Annotated in this window: 10 protein-coding genes; 6 read left to right on the top strand and 4 right to left on the bottom strand. The window is 74.1% G+C overall.

What is annotated here, in order from left to right; translation table 11 throughout:
• Positions 1-48: 48 nt before the first annotated feature.
• The gene (locus ABZ721_RS11635) at positions 49-4,812 is read right to left on the bottom strand and encodes a HEAT repeat domain-containing protein (RefSeq protein ID WP_358788437.1); all 4,764 of its coding nucleotides are present in this window, start codon (positions 4,810-4,812) and stop codon (positions 49-51) included.
• An 85-nt stretch (positions 4,813-4,897) separates the two neighbouring features.
• The gene (locus ABZ721_RS11630; RefSeq protein ID WP_358788436.1) at positions 4,898-5,215 is read right to left on the bottom strand and encodes a hypothetical protein; all 318 of its coding nucleotides are present in this window, start codon (positions 5,213-5,215) and stop codon (positions 4,898-4,900) included.
• Positions 5,216-5,455: 240 nt separating this feature from the next.
• On the opposite strand from ABZ721_RS11630, the gene ABZ721_RS11625 reads away from it, so the two are divergent.
• The 3 genes from ABZ721_RS11625 (at position 5,456) to ABZ721_RS11615 (ending at position 8,074) form a co-directional block, all read left to right on the top strand.
• Positions 5,456-6,274 (top strand): putative protein N(5)-glutamine methyltransferase, encoded by an 819-nt coding sequence (locus tag ABZ721_RS11625; RefSeq protein ID WP_358788435.1) that lies wholly within the window; start codon positions 5,456-5,458, stop codon positions 6,272-6,274.
• Between the two features lie 93 nt (positions 6,275-6,367).
• Positions 6,368-6,643 carry a hypothetical protein gene (locus tag ABZ721_RS11620; protein ID WP_358788434.1) on the top strand — a complete coding sequence of 92 codons (276 nt, stop codon included), beginning with the start codon at positions 6,368-6,370 and terminating at the stop codon, positions 6,641-6,643.
• A gap of 201 nt (positions 6,644-6,844) precedes the next feature.
• Complete coding sequence (locus tag ABZ721_RS11615) at positions 6,845-8,074, top strand: aromatic acid exporter family protein (protein ID WP_358788433.1); 1,230 nt, start codon at positions 6,845-6,847, stop codon at positions 8,072-8,074.
• A gap of 71 nt (positions 8,075-8,145) precedes the next feature.
• On the opposite strand, the gene glpK is transcribed toward ABZ721_RS11615, so the two are convergent.
• The gene (gene glpK / locus ABZ721_RS11610) at positions 8,146-9,660 is read right to left on the bottom strand and encodes a glycerol kinase GlpK (protein ID WP_358788432.1); all 1,515 of its coding nucleotides are present in this window, start codon (positions 9,658-9,660) and stop codon (positions 8,146-8,148) included.
• Between the two features lie 94 nt (positions 9,661-9,754).
• On the bottom strand, positions 9,755-10,594 hold the full coding sequence (locus ABZ721_RS11605) for an MIP/aquaporin family protein (protein ID WP_358788431.1): 840 nt from the start codon (positions 10,592-10,594) through the stop codon (positions 9,755-9,757).
• A 419-nt stretch (positions 10,595-11,013) separates the two neighbouring features.
• On the opposite strand from ABZ721_RS11605, the gene ABZ721_RS11600 reads away from it, so the two are divergent.
• The 3 genes from ABZ721_RS11600 (at position 11,014) to ABZ721_RS11590 (ending at position 16,413) form a co-directional block, all read left to right on the top strand.
• On the top strand, positions 11,014-12,387 hold the full coding sequence (locus ABZ721_RS11600) for an MFS transporter (protein WP_358788430.1): 1,374 nt from the start codon (positions 11,014-11,016) through the stop codon (positions 12,385-12,387).
• A complete protein-coding gene (locus ABZ721_RS11595; protein WP_358788429.1) occupies positions 12,377-14,266 on the top strand; it encodes an alpha/beta fold hydrolase in 1,890 nt (629 codons plus the stop codon). Before ABZ721_RS11600 ends, ABZ721_RS11595 begins: the two co-directional genes overlap by 11 nt.
• A gap of 239 nt (positions 14,267-14,505) precedes the next feature.
• The gene (locus tag ABZ721_RS11590) at positions 14,506-16,413 is read left to right on the top strand and encodes a RiPP maturation radical SAM C-methyltransferase (protein WP_358788428.1); all 1,908 of its coding nucleotides are present in this window, start codon (positions 14,506-14,508) and stop codon (positions 16,411-16,413) included.
• Positions 16,414-16,444: the final 31 nt, after the last annotated feature.

Below are 16,444 nucleotides of genomic sequence, written 5' to 3'. Positions count from 1 at the left end.
TGGACGGGTCGGCGGTCCAGATCCCGGATCATGCGGTACGGCAAACGTTCACGACCAGGCGATCCGCTGTCCGCCGGCCGCCCGGGTCCGCTCACGGATCCGCTCCAGCACGTCGGCGTAGCGGGCCCGCCGGTCCGGCCGGGCGTGGTCGGCCGCGTACCGGAGAGCGGGCACCGCCGCCTCGCCCATACCGACCAGCCCCTCGGCGGCGGACTTCCGGACGACGGGATGGGCGTGCTCCAGCAGCGCGGTGATGGCGGGCAGCGCGGGCTCCCAGCGCGCGTGGCTCAGGGCCAGGACGGCCGTGCGCACGACATGCGGTTCGGGGTCGGCCAGCAGGACCGCGGTGTGCAGCAGGTACGTCCGCCGGTCGAACAGGGACCGTGAGGTCCGGTGGGCGCGCAGCCGGACCCCCGGCCGGGGATGGCGCAGCAGCCCGACGATCAGCTCCGCCAGCTCCTCCAGCTCCGTCGAGTCCGAGGACTCCGACGGCTGGGTCGGATCCGTCCGATCCCGGCCGGACCGGGCCCCGGCCAGCCGGGAGAGCGCGTGGCGGATCTGCTGGGGAGTGCCGGTGCGGGCCAGCGCCATCAGCTCCGCCCGTGACGGCTCGGCCACGGCTCCTCCCGGCGCGTCCTGCGGGCGGGCGCGGAGCGCCGCCAGGGCGGCGGCGTCCCGCGCTCCGGCGTCCGGGCCGCGCAGCGGGCCCTGGACGAGGCGGAGCCCGTCGGCGAGTTCACCGTGCCCCTCGGCGCGCAGCCGCTCGCAGGTCCGCTCCAGCGCGGGGGTGCGCAGCAGCGGACGGCCGGTGAGCAGGTCGAGGAATCCCCAGGCGCCCGTGGCCAGGCGGTCGGCCAGCTGTTCCGCCAGCGCGTCGGCGGGCACCCGGTGGAGCAGGTTCCGCACGGTCGGGCCGGACGCCGGGGGGCCGTGCTCCCACCATTCCAGCAGCAGCGGGATCAGCGGCACCAGCTCCCGGCCGTCGAGCCGCTCCGCCACGAGCGCCGCCCGCTCGGGCAGGATCTCCGGGCCGCGCAATTCGGCCGGGCCGATGCCGGCCGCCAGGCGGGCCTGCTCGTGACCCACCGGCACGGTGACGCGGCCGCGGAGGAACGCCCGGAGCACGAGCAGCCGGGTCGCGGGCTCCGGCCAGGTGAGGAGCGCCCGTGCGGCGGCGTCCCGGCGGTCGGGATCGGGGGACTCCAGCAAGGTCAGCAGGCGTGCGCGCAGGGCGGCGGAACGGGGCTGGTCCAGGTCGTCGGGGCGGACGGCGCGAGGTGCGGGGAGGGGCTCGCGGACGGTCTCGGCCAGGGTCCAGGCCGGTGCGTCGAGCGGCTGGAGTTCCGTCATCCAGTCCACGAGCACCTCGCGCGCCTCGGGACCGGCGCAGGCGTACGCGTCGATGAGCGCGGCCAGCCGCTGCCGGGAGCCCACGCCCGCGTCGTCCCGGCCGCGGAGCGCGTGCAGCGCGGCGCCGTCCGAGGTGCGCAGGGCGGCGTCCAGTGCGGTCCGCCATGCCGCGCTTTCGGGCGTGGCGGAGGGCGCGCCGTCGGGACGGGCGGTGAACGCCTCCCGCAGGACGGCGGACGCGGCCCGCCAGGGGTCGGCGCCCCGCCGCGCCGCGGCCAGCGCCCGGTCGAGGTCGGCGCGCACCAGCACCGCACCGCACCGCCGCAGCAGTGTCAGGACGGAGCGCTCGCCCGAGGGGGCGGGCGGCAGCGCGCGCACCGCCTCGGCGAGATGCGCGGCACCGACGGCGGACAGCTTCGGTGCGACCGCCTCGAGCACGGCGAGCAGCCCGTCGCGGTCGGCGGACGGTGCGCCGAGTTCCCGCACCACGACCCCGGTGTACCCGGACAGGACCGCCAGTTCGTCGTCGGTCCACCGCTCCGGGCACAGGCGCGGAACCAGCCGCAGGACGGGACCGCGGGCGGAGCGGTCCGCGGCGGCCAGCCGGAGCCAGTCGGCCAGCAGCGGACGCAAGTCCGCCGACTGCCCCGCGGTGAGCGGATCCGGGAGCGCGGCGACGCGTAGACCGATCGCGGGGTCCCAGCCCCGCGTCGTCAGCGACCGGATGTCGCGCTCGGCTCGACCGTCCTGCGCCGGGCGGCAGGCCGGGTTCGCGGTGACACCGTGCCGGGCCATCGCCGTCGCCAGCTCCTCCACCGTCCCCGCCGCGAGGCGGACGCGACCGGCCGCCACGAGGGAGAGCAGGGCCGGCACGACCGGGGAGCCCTGGTGGTCCAGCGCGAGGACCGAGCGCGCCGGCAGCGCGCCGTCGAGGCCCGCCAGCAGCAGTTCGCGGGCGCGGCCGGAGTCGGCGTCGAGTGCGGCCGCTTCGAGTTCGGCGGCGGCGAGCACGGTCGCGGCGTACGCGTCGCCGAGGACCGCGCGCAGCGCCGCGGCCAGGGCCGTGCGCAGCCCCGGATTGTCGTGGCGGCCGAGCCAGAACAGCAGCTTCGGCACCGCCGCCGGGGTGCCCGCGAGGGCCAGGACCCCGGCCGCCGTCTTCTTGATGTTCATGTTCGGATGGTCGAGGCACCGGGCGACCGCGCCGGCCGCCCAGCGGGCGCGCGCGTGGCCCAGGGCCAGCAGGGCCTGCCGTACGGTCCGGATGTCCTGGTCGCCCGGCGGGGAGAGCAGGGCGATCAGGGACGCCGAGAGCGCCTGGGCGTCCTCGCCGGTGGTGTCGCGGGCGAGCAGCGCGATGGTGTGTCCGCGCACCCGCGGATCGCGGTCGCGCAGCAGGCGGTGCACCCGTCGGCGGGTGCCCGGGTAGGGCGCGCGCAGCAGCGCCTCGAGCAGGAGGGTCCGCTCGCCGTCGGTCAGCCCCGGCCGGTCCAGCAGGTCGAGCACCATGCTCGCGACGAGCGCGTCGCCCGCCTCCGAGGCCGTCGCGGCGTCGAGCAGGCAGACCGGCCGGATCCTGCCCCGTGCGTGGAGGCGAGCGCCCACAGCGGACAGGGCGTCGAGGACCGCGTCCGGTACCACGGGCTCGCCGCCGAACGACCCCTTCGGCACGTCCCGGGCCGCGCCGCTCGCCTCCCCGGCCGCGAGGTCGGCCACGACGCGCAGCAGGAGGTCGGCGAGGACCGGCAGCGTGCCGGGGCCGCCGTGGGCGGCGAGCGTGCACAGGGCCGCGACCGGGTCGTCCGGGTCCAGGTGGGAGCCGAGGAGCGCCAACTCCTGCTCGTCCGGGCCGCCGAGGTCGGCCGCGATGCGCCGGGGGAGGTCGGCGGCGTCGAGCCGGCCGAGCAGGGCGCGCCGCTGCTCCGGTCCGGTCGTCAGCAACCAGAGCAGTTCGAGGGCGCGGTCGCGGACGCCGCGCAGGTGCGGCGCGATGCTCCCCGCCCCCTGCTCCGCGGCGAGCCCGGGCCCGAGACCGAGCCCCTGTCGCAGCGCCGCCACGGTCCGGTCCCCGCCGATGGCCTCCAGGGTGTCGAGGGCCGCCGCGGGCGCCGACGGCAGGAGCGCGATCACCGCCTCCTCCGCGCCGGTGCACCGCAGCCTGCGGATCGTGTCGAGCACCGGTCCGGGCTCGGGAGCGGACGGGAGGAGCCGGGTGAGCGCTTCGCCGACGGTCGGCCCGTCGTCCCGACCCTCGCCGCTCTCACCGCTCCGGTCCTCATCGCTCCCGGCTCCCTGCTCGGCGAGGGCGACGAGCAGGTCCAGTCTCCTCGGCCGGTCGAGATCGGCTCCGGTCGCCTCCCGGTCCATCAGCACGTGCAGGACCGTCCGACGACTGGTGAACAGGATCGTCGCGACGTCACCGGCCGCGATCGAGTGATCGGCCAGCGCCAGGCCGACGATGGCCGGGACGTCCGCGTCCGTGGGGAAGTGCCCGCGCCGGTGCAGCCCGCGCAGACACGTCACCGCCGGTGCGGCGAGCAGCAGCGGGTCCGCCGCCGCGCTCGCCGTCAGCCGGGGGACATCGCCGCGGTCGGCCAGGCCGCCGAGGAGTTCCATCGCGCGCCGTCGCGGGTCCGGTGCCAGGTCGGGATCGTCGACGGCCCGCAGCAGCAGGTGGCGGTGGCCGTGCCGGGCCGCGGTGGTGAGGGCGGCTCGCGCGGTTTCGGGGCGGGCGTCCGCCGCGGCCGGGCCGAGGAACGGCGCCAGGCGCTCCGCCGGCAACGGGTCCAGCACGGCCCACGGCTCGGCGAGTTCCGCGAGCGCGCCGGCGGTGACGTCCGCGCCCGGTGCGTCGAGCAGCCGCACCACCTGGTCACGGACCAGCGCCGGAGCCAGCAGCCCGGCGTGCAGGCCCTCCCGGGCCAGCCGGAGCGCCGCGGCCGACAGCACCGGGTCGCCGCTGTGCGCCAACTCGCGCACGAGCCGTCCCGGCCGGTGCGCGTCGGCCAGGGACACGTCCCGTACGGCCTGGTACAGCAGCTCTCCCGGCGGCTCCGTGCGGAGCACCGCCGGGTCGTTGAGGAGTTCGGCGCGCAGCCAGGCGATGCGCACCCGCACCGGCAGCCGCGCCGCACGCCACGACGGCCAGGGCCGCCCGTCGAGGTGCGGCCCCAGCCGTGCGTACAGCGCGGCGAGGGCGAGCGCCGCCTCCGGCGGTCCGTCGACCGACCGCGGCAGTAGGGCGGCGAAGGCGGCCGACCCGGCCTCGTCGGGCACCCGGTCCGGTGCGAGCCGCTCCATCAGCAGCGTCAGCCCCAGGTACCGGACCCGGGGGTTCGCGTGCCGGACGAGGCGTCCCAGGACGTCGGGCGTACAGGCCGCCGCGTCCCATCGGGTTGCCGTCCCGTCGAGGCCGGCCCGCTGGAGCGCCGTGCGGAGGTCCTGGTCTGCCGGGGTCGTCATCAGCGGATGCTAGCCGTGCCGATTCCGGCTCCACCAGCGGATTCCCGCAGTGGCGCTCCGTCAGGGGGCGTCCGGGGACCGGCGCTCAGTCCACATCGATCGCCGTGATGACGGGGGTGCCCAGGGGCGCGGACTCCTCGTCGAGACCGGCTCCGCGCAGCGCGCCCTCGGCCAGGGCGCGGGCCTCCTCGCGGGCCTGGCCGCTGTTCTCCGCCTCCACCTCCAGACGGAGGGTGAACGTGGAGGTGTCCGGATCCAGACTCAGCGCGTCCAGCTCCGCGGCCTCGCCCTCCGCGACCTCTTGGGGATCGGTGCCCTGGAGCGCGGAGAGGATCTTCCCCTTGGTCTCGGGGGAGAGCGGCGCTTTGAGGGTGCCTGGCAGGGAGACGACGAAATTGGTCATGAGCGTCGCCTACCCGCCGGCGGCCGTTTTTCACCAGACCGGTCCGGGCCGGCACCCGTACGACACCCGGCCGCCCGGCCCCGGTCGGGTACAGTGTTGCCGTCGTTACCAGTGATCAACCGAGGAGGTGGGACCCATCACCGCTGTATCAGGTCGGGTGCTCCCCCCTCGCGGCCGTGCGGCTCACCGTCAGGCATAGGTGACCGCGGGAGCGCCCACAGGCGTTCCGAAAGGCTCATCGTGCCGACTTCACCCGCAGTACTCCCGCTCTCCGCCATCGTCAGCAGACTCCGTGCCGCCGGCTGTGTGTTCGCCGAGGCCGAGGCCGAGTTGCTCCTCTCCACCGCGCAGAACCCCGCCGAACTCGCCGCCATGGTGGAACGCCGCGCCGACGGCCTGCCGCTCGAACACGTCCTCGGCTGGGCGGAGTTTCACGGCCACCGGTACGCCGTCGACCCCGGGGTCTTCGTGCCGCGCCGCCGTACCGAGTTCCTCGTCGACCAGGCGGCGGCCCTGCTCCGGGCGGGCTCCGTGGTCGTCGACCTGTGCTGCGGCTCGGGCGCGCTGGGCGCCGCGCTCGTGGCGGCGCGGCAGCCGGGTCCTGGCAACGGCCCCGGCCCGGTGGAGTTGCACGCCGCCGACATCGACCCCGCCGCCGTGCGCTGCGCCCGCCGCAACGTCGGCGCCGTCGGCGGCCGGGTGTACGAGGGGGACCTCTACGAACCGCTGCCCGGCGGGTTGCGGGGCCGGGTCGGGATCCTGCTCGCGAACGTGCCGTACGTGCCGACCGAGGAGATCGACCTGCTCCCCACGGAGGCCCGGGTCCACGAGGCGCGGGTGGCACTCGACGGCGGCACCGACGGGCTGGACGTCCTGCGGCGGGTGACCGCGCGGGCCGGCCGGTGGCTGGCCCCGGGCGGCCGGCTGCTCTTCGAGACCAGCGAGCGGCAGGTGCCGGACGCCGTCGCCATCGTGGCGCGCGACGGGCTGATCCCCCGGGTGGCCGTATCGGAGGAGCTGTACGCCACCGTCGTCATCGGGACCCGCCCGGAGGGGTGACGCGCACCCCGGCGGGCCCGCGGATCTGCGTCCCGAAGAGTGGGTTCTGCACGGTTTGCGTGCCTTCTGGCCGTCCCGCGCGTTACCTGGATCATGAACGTTCGTCGATTTCTCACCGCCGCCGCCGCAAGTTCCGCGCTGCTTGCCGCCGCCGCCCCCTGTGCCCAGGCCGACTTCGGAGGGACCCTGAGCGGCACCGCGCAGACCGCCGCGACCACCGGCCAGAAGGCCAAGACGGCGGCGCAGGGCGTCGTCGGCAACAAGCTGGACAAGAAGGTGGGGGCGGTCAAGGACACCGTCAAGGCGGGCAAGGACGCGGTGAAGGCGGGCAAGGACGCGATGAAGGCCGGCCACGAGCTGGTCGGCTGAGCCACCCGCGCTGCGGCCGCCGCCGGCCGCTCCTGCTGTTTCTCGCGGGCGGTGACCGGGTAACGCTGTCGGCGACAGCAGGAGGACACGTCGCCGCCGGGACCGGCGCGGGCACCGCCCCGTGCCGGTCCGCCCAGCCCCGTGCCGGTCTCCGGCTCAGGCCAGATGCCTGAGCGCTCCATGATCGGGAAGGGGTGGGAGATGCCCGTCGTACCTGATCCCGTCATCAAATTCGTCCAGAAGTCCAACGAACCCGTCGTCGCCCAGACGCTGCGCTCCACCGCGGCGGCGGTCATCGCCTACCAGGCCGCCGTGTGGCTCACCCCGGAGCCGGCGCCGCTGACCGCACCCCTGACCGCGCTGCTGGTCGTGCAGGTCACCCTGTACGCCACGCTGACGACAGGGGTCCGCCGCGTCAACGCGGTGGTGGCCGGCGTGCTCATCGCCAGCGCCTTCAGCTCCCTGGTCGGGCTGAACTGGTGGACCCTGGGCCTGACGATCCTCACGTCGCTGGTCATCGGCCGCTTCGTGCGCGTGGACGAGTTCGTCCCCGAGGTCGCGATCAGCGCGATGCTCGTCCTCGGCGTGAGCCGTGTGGCGGACACCGCGTGGGACCGGGTCGTGGAGACGCTGATCGGCGCCGGGGTGGGGCTGCTGTTCAACCTCCTGTTCGCGCCACCCGTGTGGGTGCAGTCCGCGGGGGAGTCCATCGAGGCGCTGTCCCGCCGCATGGGACGGCTCTTCCGCGACATGGGCGCCGAGCTGGCCGGGAACACCCCCGTGGAACGCGCCGCAGGGCGGCTGCACGAGGCCCGCCGGCTCGACCACGACATCGTCGAGGTCGACGCCTCACTGCGGCAGGCCGAGGAGAGCCTGCGGTGGAATCCGCGGGTGCGCGAGGGGCTGCTGTCCCGGGTCGTGCTGCGGACGGGCCTGGACACCCTGGAGATCTGCGCCGTGGTGCTGCGGGTCCTGGCCCGCACGCTGACGGATCTGGCGAAGGAGCGGCGGGACGAGCCCCTGTTCCCCGCCGACGTCGCCGCCGCGCTCGACGAGCTGCTGCGCCACGTGTCCATCGCCATCGAGAGCTTCGCCGTACTGATCACCACTCAGGTCAGTGCGAACGCCGAGGAGGCGGAGGACGAGCTGAGCCGGGCGCTGGAGCAGAGCGCCGTGCACCGCGAGACGGTCGCGCACCTGCTGCTGGACAAGGTGCGCGAGCACCCGCGCCAGTGGCAGCTGCACGGGGCGCTGCTCGCGGAGATCGACCGCATCCTCGACGAGCTGGACGTGGAGAAGCGCTCGGTCCGCCTGGTGGAGGAGCTCGACCGCTACTCCCGTGAGCAGCGCGAGCGCTTCCCGCGCATCGACGCGTTCAAGCGCCGCCTGCGCGGCACCGCGAGCCGGCGCGTCTCCCGCGCCGACCCGTGACCCCGCCGGCGGGGGAGCGGCGGTGACCAGCGGCGGTCGGCGAGGGCATCGGGCGGGCGGTCGCGATGCGGTCAGTCGACCTCGACCCAGTCCAAGGTGCGCTCCACCGCGCGCTTCCAGTTCGCGTAACCCGACTCGCGGCGGTCCTCGTCCCACTCGGGGTCCCAGCGGTCGGCCTGGTTCCAGTTGGCCCGCAGCTCGTCGGTGTCGCGCCAGAAGCCCACGGCCAGACCGGCCGCGTAGGCCGCGCCCAGGGCGGTGGTCTCGGCGACCTGCGGACGGATCACGGGCACGCCCAGCACGTCCGCCTGGGTCTGCATGCACAGGCTGTTGGCCGTGACGCCGCCGTCGACCTTCAGCACCTCCAGGTCCACGCCGGAGTCCTTGGCCATGGCCTCGACGACGTCCCGGCTCTGGTAGCAGATCGCCTCCAGGGTGGCGCGCGCGATGTGCGCGTCCTGGTGGAAGCGGGCCAGGCCGACGATGGCGCCGCGCGCGTCGGAGCGCCAGTAGGGCGCGAACAGACCGGAGAACGCGGGCACGAAGTACACGCCCGCGGAGTCCTCGACGCGGCGGGCCAGGGTCTCGCTCGCCGCCGCGTCCCCGATGATGTGCAGCTGGTCGCGGAGCCACTGCACCGCGGACCCGGTCACCGCGATCGACCCCTCCAGGGCGTAGACCGGATCCTGGTCCGCGAACTGGTAGGCGACGGTGGTCAGCAGCCCGTGCTGGGAGTGCACCGGCCGGTTGCCGGTGTTCAGCAGCAGGAAGTTGCCGGTGCCGTAGGTGTTCTTCGCCTCGCCCTCCGCGAAGCAGACCTGCCCCACGGTGGCGGCCTGCTGGTCGCCGAGGATGCCGCTGATCGGCACGCCGGCCAGCGGGCTGACGTCGGGCGACTCGCCGTAGCCGGTCGGCACGCCGGACGGTTTGATCTCCGGGAGCATCGCCCGGGGGATGGAGAAGAACGACAGCAGCTCGTCGTCCCAGGCCAGCGTCCGCAGATCCATCAGCATGGTGCGCGAGGCGTTGGTGACGTCCGTGACGTGCACCCCGCCGCGCGGTCCGCCGGTGAGGTTCCACAGCACCCAGGTGTCCATCGTCCCGAACAGGGCGTCGCCGCGCTCGGCGTCCGCGCGCACCCCGTCGACGTTCTCCAGGATCCACTGGACCTTGCCCGCCGCGAAGTAGGTGGCCGGCGGCAGTCCGGCCTTGGCGCGGATGACCGCGCCCTTGCCCTCGCGCTCCAGGGCGCTGGCGATCCGGTCGGTGCGGGTGTCCTGCCAGACGATGGCGTTGTAGTAGGGGCGGCCGGTGCGCCGGTTCCACACCAGGGTCGTCTCGCGCTGGTTGGTGATGCCGAGGGCGGCCAGGTCGCTCGCCACCAGGTGGTGCTTGTTCATCGCGGTGGCGATGACGGAGCGGGTGCGCTCCCAGACCTCCACCGGGCTGTGCTCCACCCAGCCGGCCTTCGGCATGATCTGCTCGTGCTCCAGCTGGTGGCGGCCCACCTCGTTGCCGCCGTGATCGAAGATCATGAAGCGAGTGCTCGTCGTGCCCTGGTCGATCGCGGCGACGTAGTCCGCCATGTCGGTTCCTCCACGCGTGATTCGCTGCTGACGGCCGGCCGGCCGGCCCGGACGGCTGCGGTGGGTTCGGCTCGGTGCCCCGGGGGCGGGCCCGTCACCCGTCCTGCGTCAGGGAGCGGCCCGGCTGCTGATCCGGTACCGGCAGGAAGGGGCCGATGACGTAGCGGTAGAAGGCGGCACCGACCGGCCCGCCGATGAGCGGGCCGACGATGGGCACCCAGAAGTACAACTCGCCGTACTGGTCGCGCCACGCCCCGCTGTAGCCGGTGAGGAAGCTCGCCAGCCGCGGGCCGAAGTCGCGGGCCGGATTGATCGCGTACCCGGCGTCGGTGCCGATGGCCATGCCGATCGCCACCACCAGCAGGCCGGTCAGCAGCGGACCCATGTTGGCGCCGGGCGCGGTGTTGAGCACGTCGGTCAGCGCCATGATGACGAGCAGCAGGATCGCCGTGCCGATGATCTGGTCGCGCAGCGCGCCCCACTCGCTGACCGGGAAGGTGCCGTTGCCCGGGAGGGTGGAGAACACCCCCTGGGTCTTGATGGTGTGGCCCGGGTCGGCCTTGGCGAGGACCTCGGAGTAGTTCCAGCGCACCAGCAGCGCGGCGACGAACGCGCCGAGCGTCTGCGCCAGCGCGTACGGGGCCACCTTGCGCCAGGAGAAGCCGCGGAACATCGCCAGCGCGACCGTCACGGCCGGGTTGAGGTGCGCGCCCGACAGCCGTGCGGCGATGTAGACGCCGAAGGTGACGCCGAAGCCCCAGGCCCACGCGATGCTGTCGTGGTCGCCCACGCCGGCCGCGCTGACCTGCGCGACCACGCCCACCCCGAACAGGATGAGCACCATGGTGCCGGCGAACTCCGCGAGCAGTTCGCCCAGCAGGCGGTGCGAGCCCAGCCCGACCGCCCTTCGGGTAACACCTGTCGTATCGGCCACCGGTCCAGCCCTTCGCGACGTGCGGGCCCGCATCCGACCCGCGTTCGACCCATTCGACAGGCAGGGCGGTCCGGCGGCACCGCGAGCGGCCCGTCGTGCTGCCGAACGGGTGACGCGGCGGGCTCCGGCGGCCCCGCGGAGGCCGAAAGGCGAGGTCACGGAAGGGCGGCCGGCCGCGGCCGGCACCGCGGCGAAGAGAACTCCGCAAAAAAATGCACGACCGCACTCGATTCATGCTCGATTCATGCTCGCGACGTGGCCAATTCTTCCTCAAAGGTGCGTCAACTCGGAGTAATGGATCGTATGTTCATATTGCGGAGCCGGAATCCGCCTCGCTACGCTTCCGGGGATTCGAGAGGAAACACGGCTTTATCTCCTCTTCTGCGGTAATTCCGCCCGGGATGTAGGACGGCCTCGCCATGACCGCTGCACGTCGCACGTCGCACGGCAGAGCGTCCCGGTCCCGGGACTTCTGGCTGTACTGGTCGGCCGGCACCTCCGACGCGCTCGGCACCCAGGCCTCGGGCCTGGTGCTCCCGCTGCTGCTGCTCGGCCTGGGCTCGTCCCCGGGCACCGTCGGCGTCCTGGCCTCGGTCTCCGCGATCGGCGGGTTAGCCGCCGGGCCGCCCGCGTCCGTGCTCGCCGACCGGCGCTGGCGGCGGGGGATGATGGTGGGATCCGCCCTGGTGGCGGCGGGTGCCATGGGTGCGATCGCGGGCGCCGCCGCGCTGGGCCGGCCCTCGCTGCTCTTCCTGTGCTCGGCCGCGCTCGTCGAACGGGTCGCCACCGCCTGCTACGAGGCGGCCGCCCGGGGAACGCTGGTCAACGTCGTGGCGCCGGTGCACTATCCGCGGGCGATCGCGCGGCTGGAGGCGGGGGAGCAGGGCGCGCTGGTGGCCGGGCCCGCGCTGGGCGGCGTGCTGTTCCCGCTGGCCCGCTGGCTGCCGTTTCTCGTCGACGCCCTCTCCTATGTGTTCTCCGCGCTCTGTGTACGCGCCATCCGGGCCGATCTCAATCCGCACCGGAAATCGGAGGAATCCCCTCCGCGTTTTACCGGGGAATTCCGGGCGGGATTACGTTTCGTTCGCGGGGAGTCATTCCTCCGTTTCGTCCTGCTGTGGACGGCGGGTGTCAACGGACTCCTGACGGCGCTCTATTACGGCGCCGTGTTCAGCATCCGCGGCCAGGGCTCGGACACCACGTCCACCGGCCTCGTACTCGCCCTGTCCGGGGCCGCCGGGCTGGTCGGCGCCGCCGCCGCGCCCCGGCTCGCCGGGCGGATCCCCGTCGCGCGGATCGTGATCGCCGCCTCCTGGACGATGGTGCCGGTCGCCGCCGCCCTCGCCTTCACCAGCCGGGCCTGGGTCTACGGCCTGCTGCTGGGCGCGGTCTCGCTGACCGTGCCCGCGGTCGCGGTCGTCCTGCACTCGCGGGCCGTGCTGGTGACTCCCGACCAGCTGCAGTCACGCGTCGGCACCGCCCTCGACACGGCCTGCGGGATCGCGACGGTGCTGGCTCCGGCCGCCGCCGGTCTGCTCACGGGCCACCTCGGCTCCACCCGGACCGCCCTGCTCTGCTCTGCGCGGCCGGGCTGGCGCTGCTCGCCGCGTACGCCACCGCGACCGCGGCCGGCCGGTTCCTGCCCGCGCCCGGCCACCCCGGCCGCGAGCCCGACGGCCACCTCGACCGGTTGTCCGACCACGGCTCCGACGCGGACCACGCCGCCGAACCGGACTCCGGCGTCCTGCCCCGCCCCCAACCGCTCGAAGCAGGTGAGCCCTCATGAGCAGTGAGCTGCCCGCCGTCCCCGCCACCCCCGTCGGCCGGGACTCGGGCCTGGGCTACCAGGTCTACCGGCCCGTGCTGCCCGCCTCCTGCCGAAAGTCGCCCGGTCTGATGGTGCTCGCCGGGGACGTCGACGGCCGCTGCGAGGTCTTCGCCTGGGACGCCGCCACCGGCGCCGCCCGCCAGGTCACCGACCGCCCCGAGGGCACCCTGCTGTACGCCGTCGACGCCGACGCCGTCATCTGGTGGTTCGACGAGGAGCCCGACGGGCGCGGCACCTGGCGGACCCAGCCGTTCGCCGGCGGCCCCGACACCCCGGGCCTGACCGGCACCGGCTCCGGCCGCCCCTGCGGGCTGGCCGTCAACGACAGCGGCACCGTCGCCCTCGGGCTCGGCGACGAGCACGGGCTGCGCGTCCACCTGGGCCCGCGCGGCGGCGCCGGCCGCGAGGTGCTGCGCACCGACGGCCACGGCCTGCTGGTCGACCTCGCCCCGGCCGGCGACCTGCTGGCCGTCGCGCGCGGCGCGGCCACCAAGGACGCGGTCACCCTCCTGACACCGGACGGCACCGTCCTGGAGACCCTGCCGGGCACCGACGGCCGGCTGTGGGCGCTGGGCTTCGCCCCCGGAAGCACCACCCCGGAACTGCTGCTCGTCGCGGAGCGCGACGGCCGGTACGTGATCGGCACCTGGCGTGCCGACACCGGACTCGAACTGCACCGCTGGTGCGCCTTCGACACCGAGATCACCGCCCGCTGGTACCCGCAGGGCCGTACCGTCCTGGTCCGCCAGGACCGGCACGGCCGCAGCCGGCTGGTCACCGCGGACCTGGACCGGCGGGAGCGGGCTCCGGTCGCCGTGCCCGCCGGCACGGTGCTCGACGCGGCCCCGCAACCCGGCGGCGACGTGCACTACCTGTGGACCGACACCCTCACCCCGCCGCGCACCCGCTCCCTGCTCGGGGCACCGCTGCCGGGGCTCGAAGCCGAACCGCCGCCGATAGCCGGCCGCGCGGAGGACGTGTGGACCCCGGGCCCCGACGGGCCCGTGCACACCCTGCTGACCGTGCCCAGCGGCGCGAAGGGCCCGCACCCGCTGGTCCTGCTGGTGCACGGCGGCCCCGCCGCGCACGACCGGGACGCCTACGACCCGGCCGTGCACTCCCTGGTGGAGTCCGGGTTCGCCGTCGCCCGCGTCAACTACCGCGGCTCCACCGGCTACGGGCCGCGCTGGCGGGCCGCGTACGGGCAGGGCGTCGGGCTGACCCAGGTCGCCGACCTCGCGCTGGTCCGCGCCGACCTGCTGCGCCGCGGGGTCGCCCGCGCGGACGCGATCGGGCTGTGGGGCACCTCCTGGGGCGGCTACCTGGTGCTGCTGGCGCTGGGCACCCGCCCCGACCTGTGGCAGGCGGCCGTCGCGGTCAAGCCGCTGGCCGACTGCGCGCAGGCGTTCGCCGCCGGCACCCCGGCGCTGCGCGCCCTGGACACCGAGCTGTTCGGCGGCACCCCGGAGCAGATCCCCGACGTCTACGCGCGTTCGTCGCCGTCGAGCTATGTCGCCTCCGTCCGGGCGCCGCTGCTGGTGGTCGCCGCGACCCAGGACGCCAAGTGCCCGCCGGAGCAGGTCGAGACGTATCTGGCGGCGCTGCGCGCCTGCGGCGTCCCGCACGACGCGCTGTGGCTGGACGGCGGCCACGACGGGAACGACGGCGGCGACCACGTACAGGTGCTGCACCGGTCGCTGGTCTTCCTCGACCGGCACCTGCGCGGGCCCCGCCGTCCGCCGCGCACCGCGCACGACGAGCTCCCCGCCCCGTCAGGGGCGGGGGCCAGGGGACCGGCGGCCTCGGCCGCCGGTCCCGCCCGCCGGAACGCAGAGAGGAGGTAGCCATCATGCAGAAGGACATCATCCAGAACGACCCGCTCGAGGACGAGGCGGAGAACCGGAAGCCTGGCGTGGGGGTGGTCGTCAGGATCCCCTTCCGTAACGCCGACGAGCCGGAGAACAGCTGAGTCCGGAGGCCGGCCCGGCTCATGCCGCCGGGCCGGCCCACTCCGCACCACCCGATGTACCCCCGTGCTGAACACCCGTGCTGGAACCCTGTGCGACGAGGAAGAGACGAAGCCGTGCGCGTACTGCTGGTGAACATGCCCTGGTCCCCCATCGACCTTCCGTCACTCGCGCTGGGCATCCTCAAGCGCAGCGTCGACGAGAAGACCCCCGGCGCGAGCGCCGAGGTACTGCACGCCAACCTCGAGTACGTCGACTGGATCACGCAGCGGCGGGAGTTCTCGCTGGAGGACTACGAGTACTTCTCGCTCGCCTCCTACTTCATGGGAGTCGGCGACTGGGTCTTCTCCGCCGCGCTGTACGAGGACCCGCAGTGGCGGGTCGCGGAGTTCACCGAGGCGATGAAGGGCAAGGTGCGCAAGGAGCGCATGGCCATGACCCTCGAACTGCACACGGAGGCGGCCGAGTTCGTCCAGCTGATGGCCGACCGGATCGTGGCCGCCGAGCCCGACGTGGTCGGCTTCACCTCGACGTTCCAGCAGAACACCGCGGCCCTGGCCGCGGCCAAGTACGTCAAGCGCATGGCCCCGCACATCCGCGTCGTCATGGGCGGCGCCAACTGCGACGGCGCGCAGGGCGAGTCGGTGCACCGCAACTTCCCCTTCGTCGACTACGTGATCCGCGGCGAGGGCGAGCAGACGTTCCCCGCGCTGCTGACCGCGCTCCAGGAGGAGACCGACCTGGCCCGGATCCCGGGCCTCTGCCACCGGGTGGACGGGCGGAGCGTGGCCAACTCGATGAGCACCGTGCCGATGCCGCCGGCCGCCATCCTGGCGCCCGACTACACCGGCTACTTCGAGCGGCTGGCCGCGTCGAAGGCCCGGTCCTGGGTGGAGCCGAAACTGGTGGTCGAGGGCGCCCGCGGCTGCTGGTGGGGCGAGAAGCACCACTGCACGTTCTGCGGCCTCAACGGGTCGTCGATGCAGTTCCGCAGCAAGAGCCCGGACACCTTCTACGAGGAGATCATCGGGCTGGCGGAGAAGCACCGGGTGCTGGACATGTACGTCGTCGACAACATCCTCGACATGGGCTATCTCAGCACCGTCCTGCCGCGCATCATCGAGAGCGACTACGACCTGCGCATGCACATCGAGATCAAGTCCAACATGCGCGTCAACCAGCTGCAGATCCTCGCCGACGCGGGGCTGATCTACGTGCAGCCGGGCATCGAGAGCCTCAACAGCCGGGTCCTGGACCTGATGGACAAGGGCGTCAGCGGCACTCAGAACGTGCGGATGCTGCGGGACGGGGCCGCGGTGGGCCTGTCGATCTCCTGGAACTACCTGCACGGCTTCCCCGGCGAGACCGCCGCCGACTACGACGACGTCATCGCCCAGATCCCGGCCCTGGAGCACCTGAACCCGCCCGTCGACCTGTCGGCGCGCATCGCCATCGAGCGGTTCAGCCCGTACTTCAACAAGCCCGAACTGGGCTTCTCCGAGCTGCGTCCCGCCGAGCCCTACCGGTTGACCTACGACCTGCCGGAGTCGGAGATGCTCGATCTGGCGTACGTCTTCGACGTGCCGCCGCGCGGGGTCGGCGAGGAGACGATCAAGCCGCTCAACGACGCCATCGCCGCGTGGAAGACGAACTACCGCAGCAGCCGCCTCACCCACGCCGACCTCGGGGACCGCATCAACCTGATCAACCGCCGGCGCGCCTTCGACTGGACCACGCTCGAACTGACCGACCCCGTGCAGGTCTCCGCCTTCCGGCTGCTGGAGCAGCCGCACGCGCCGGCCGCCCTCACCCGCAAGATCGCCGCCCGCAACCCCGGGGCGGACGTCACCGAGCAGGCGGTGCTGGAGCTGCTGCTCGACTGGCGCCGGCTGGGCGTGGTCTTCACCGACGGCGGCCAGTACGTCCACGTGGCGCCGCCCGCGGTCAACGAGGACATGCTGCGGCTGGACTTCATGCGCTACGCCCACCAGGTCCGGCAGGCCCAGCCCGCGGCACTGGTCTGACCGGCACCCGTTTTCGGCGAAGGAGACTCCG

The sequence above is a fragment of the Streptomyces sp. NPDC006733 genome (assembly GCF_040636125.1).
Classification (GTDB): Bacteria; Actinomycetota; Actinomycetes; order Streptomycetales; family Streptomycetaceae; genus Actinacidiphila.
Note: the sequence above shows the minus strand (reverse complement) of the source record. Positions and strands in the feature narration are given on the sequence as shown.

Coding starts and splice junctions, on each gene's coding strand:
- ABZ721_RS11635 (WP_358788437.1), bottom strand. CDS start 4,812: ATGACGACCCCGGCAGACCAGGACCTCCGCACGGCGCTCCAGCGGGCC.
- ABZ721_RS11630 (WP_358788436.1), bottom strand. CDS start 5,215: ATGACCAATTTCGTCGTCTCCCTGCCAGGCACCCTCAAAGCGCCGCTC.
- ABZ721_RS11620 (WP_358788434.1), top strand. CDS start 6,368: ATGAACGTTCGTCGATTTCTCACCGCCGCCGCCGCAAGTTCCGCGCTG.
- ABZ721_RS11615 (WP_358788433.1), top strand. CDS start 6,845: ATGCCCGTCGTACCTGATCCCGTCATCAAATTCGTCCAGAAGTCCAAC.
- glpK (WP_358788432.1), bottom strand. CDS start 9,660: ATGGCGGACTACGTCGCCGCGATCGACCAGGGCACGACGAGCACTCGC.
- ABZ721_RS11600 (WP_358788430.1), top strand. CDS start 11,014: ATGACCGCTGCACGTCGCACGTCGCACGGCAGAGCGTCCCGGTCCCGG.
- ABZ721_RS11595 (WP_358788429.1), top strand. CDS start 12,377: ATGAGCAGTGAGCTGCCCGCCGTCCCCGCCACCCCCGTCGGCCGGGAC.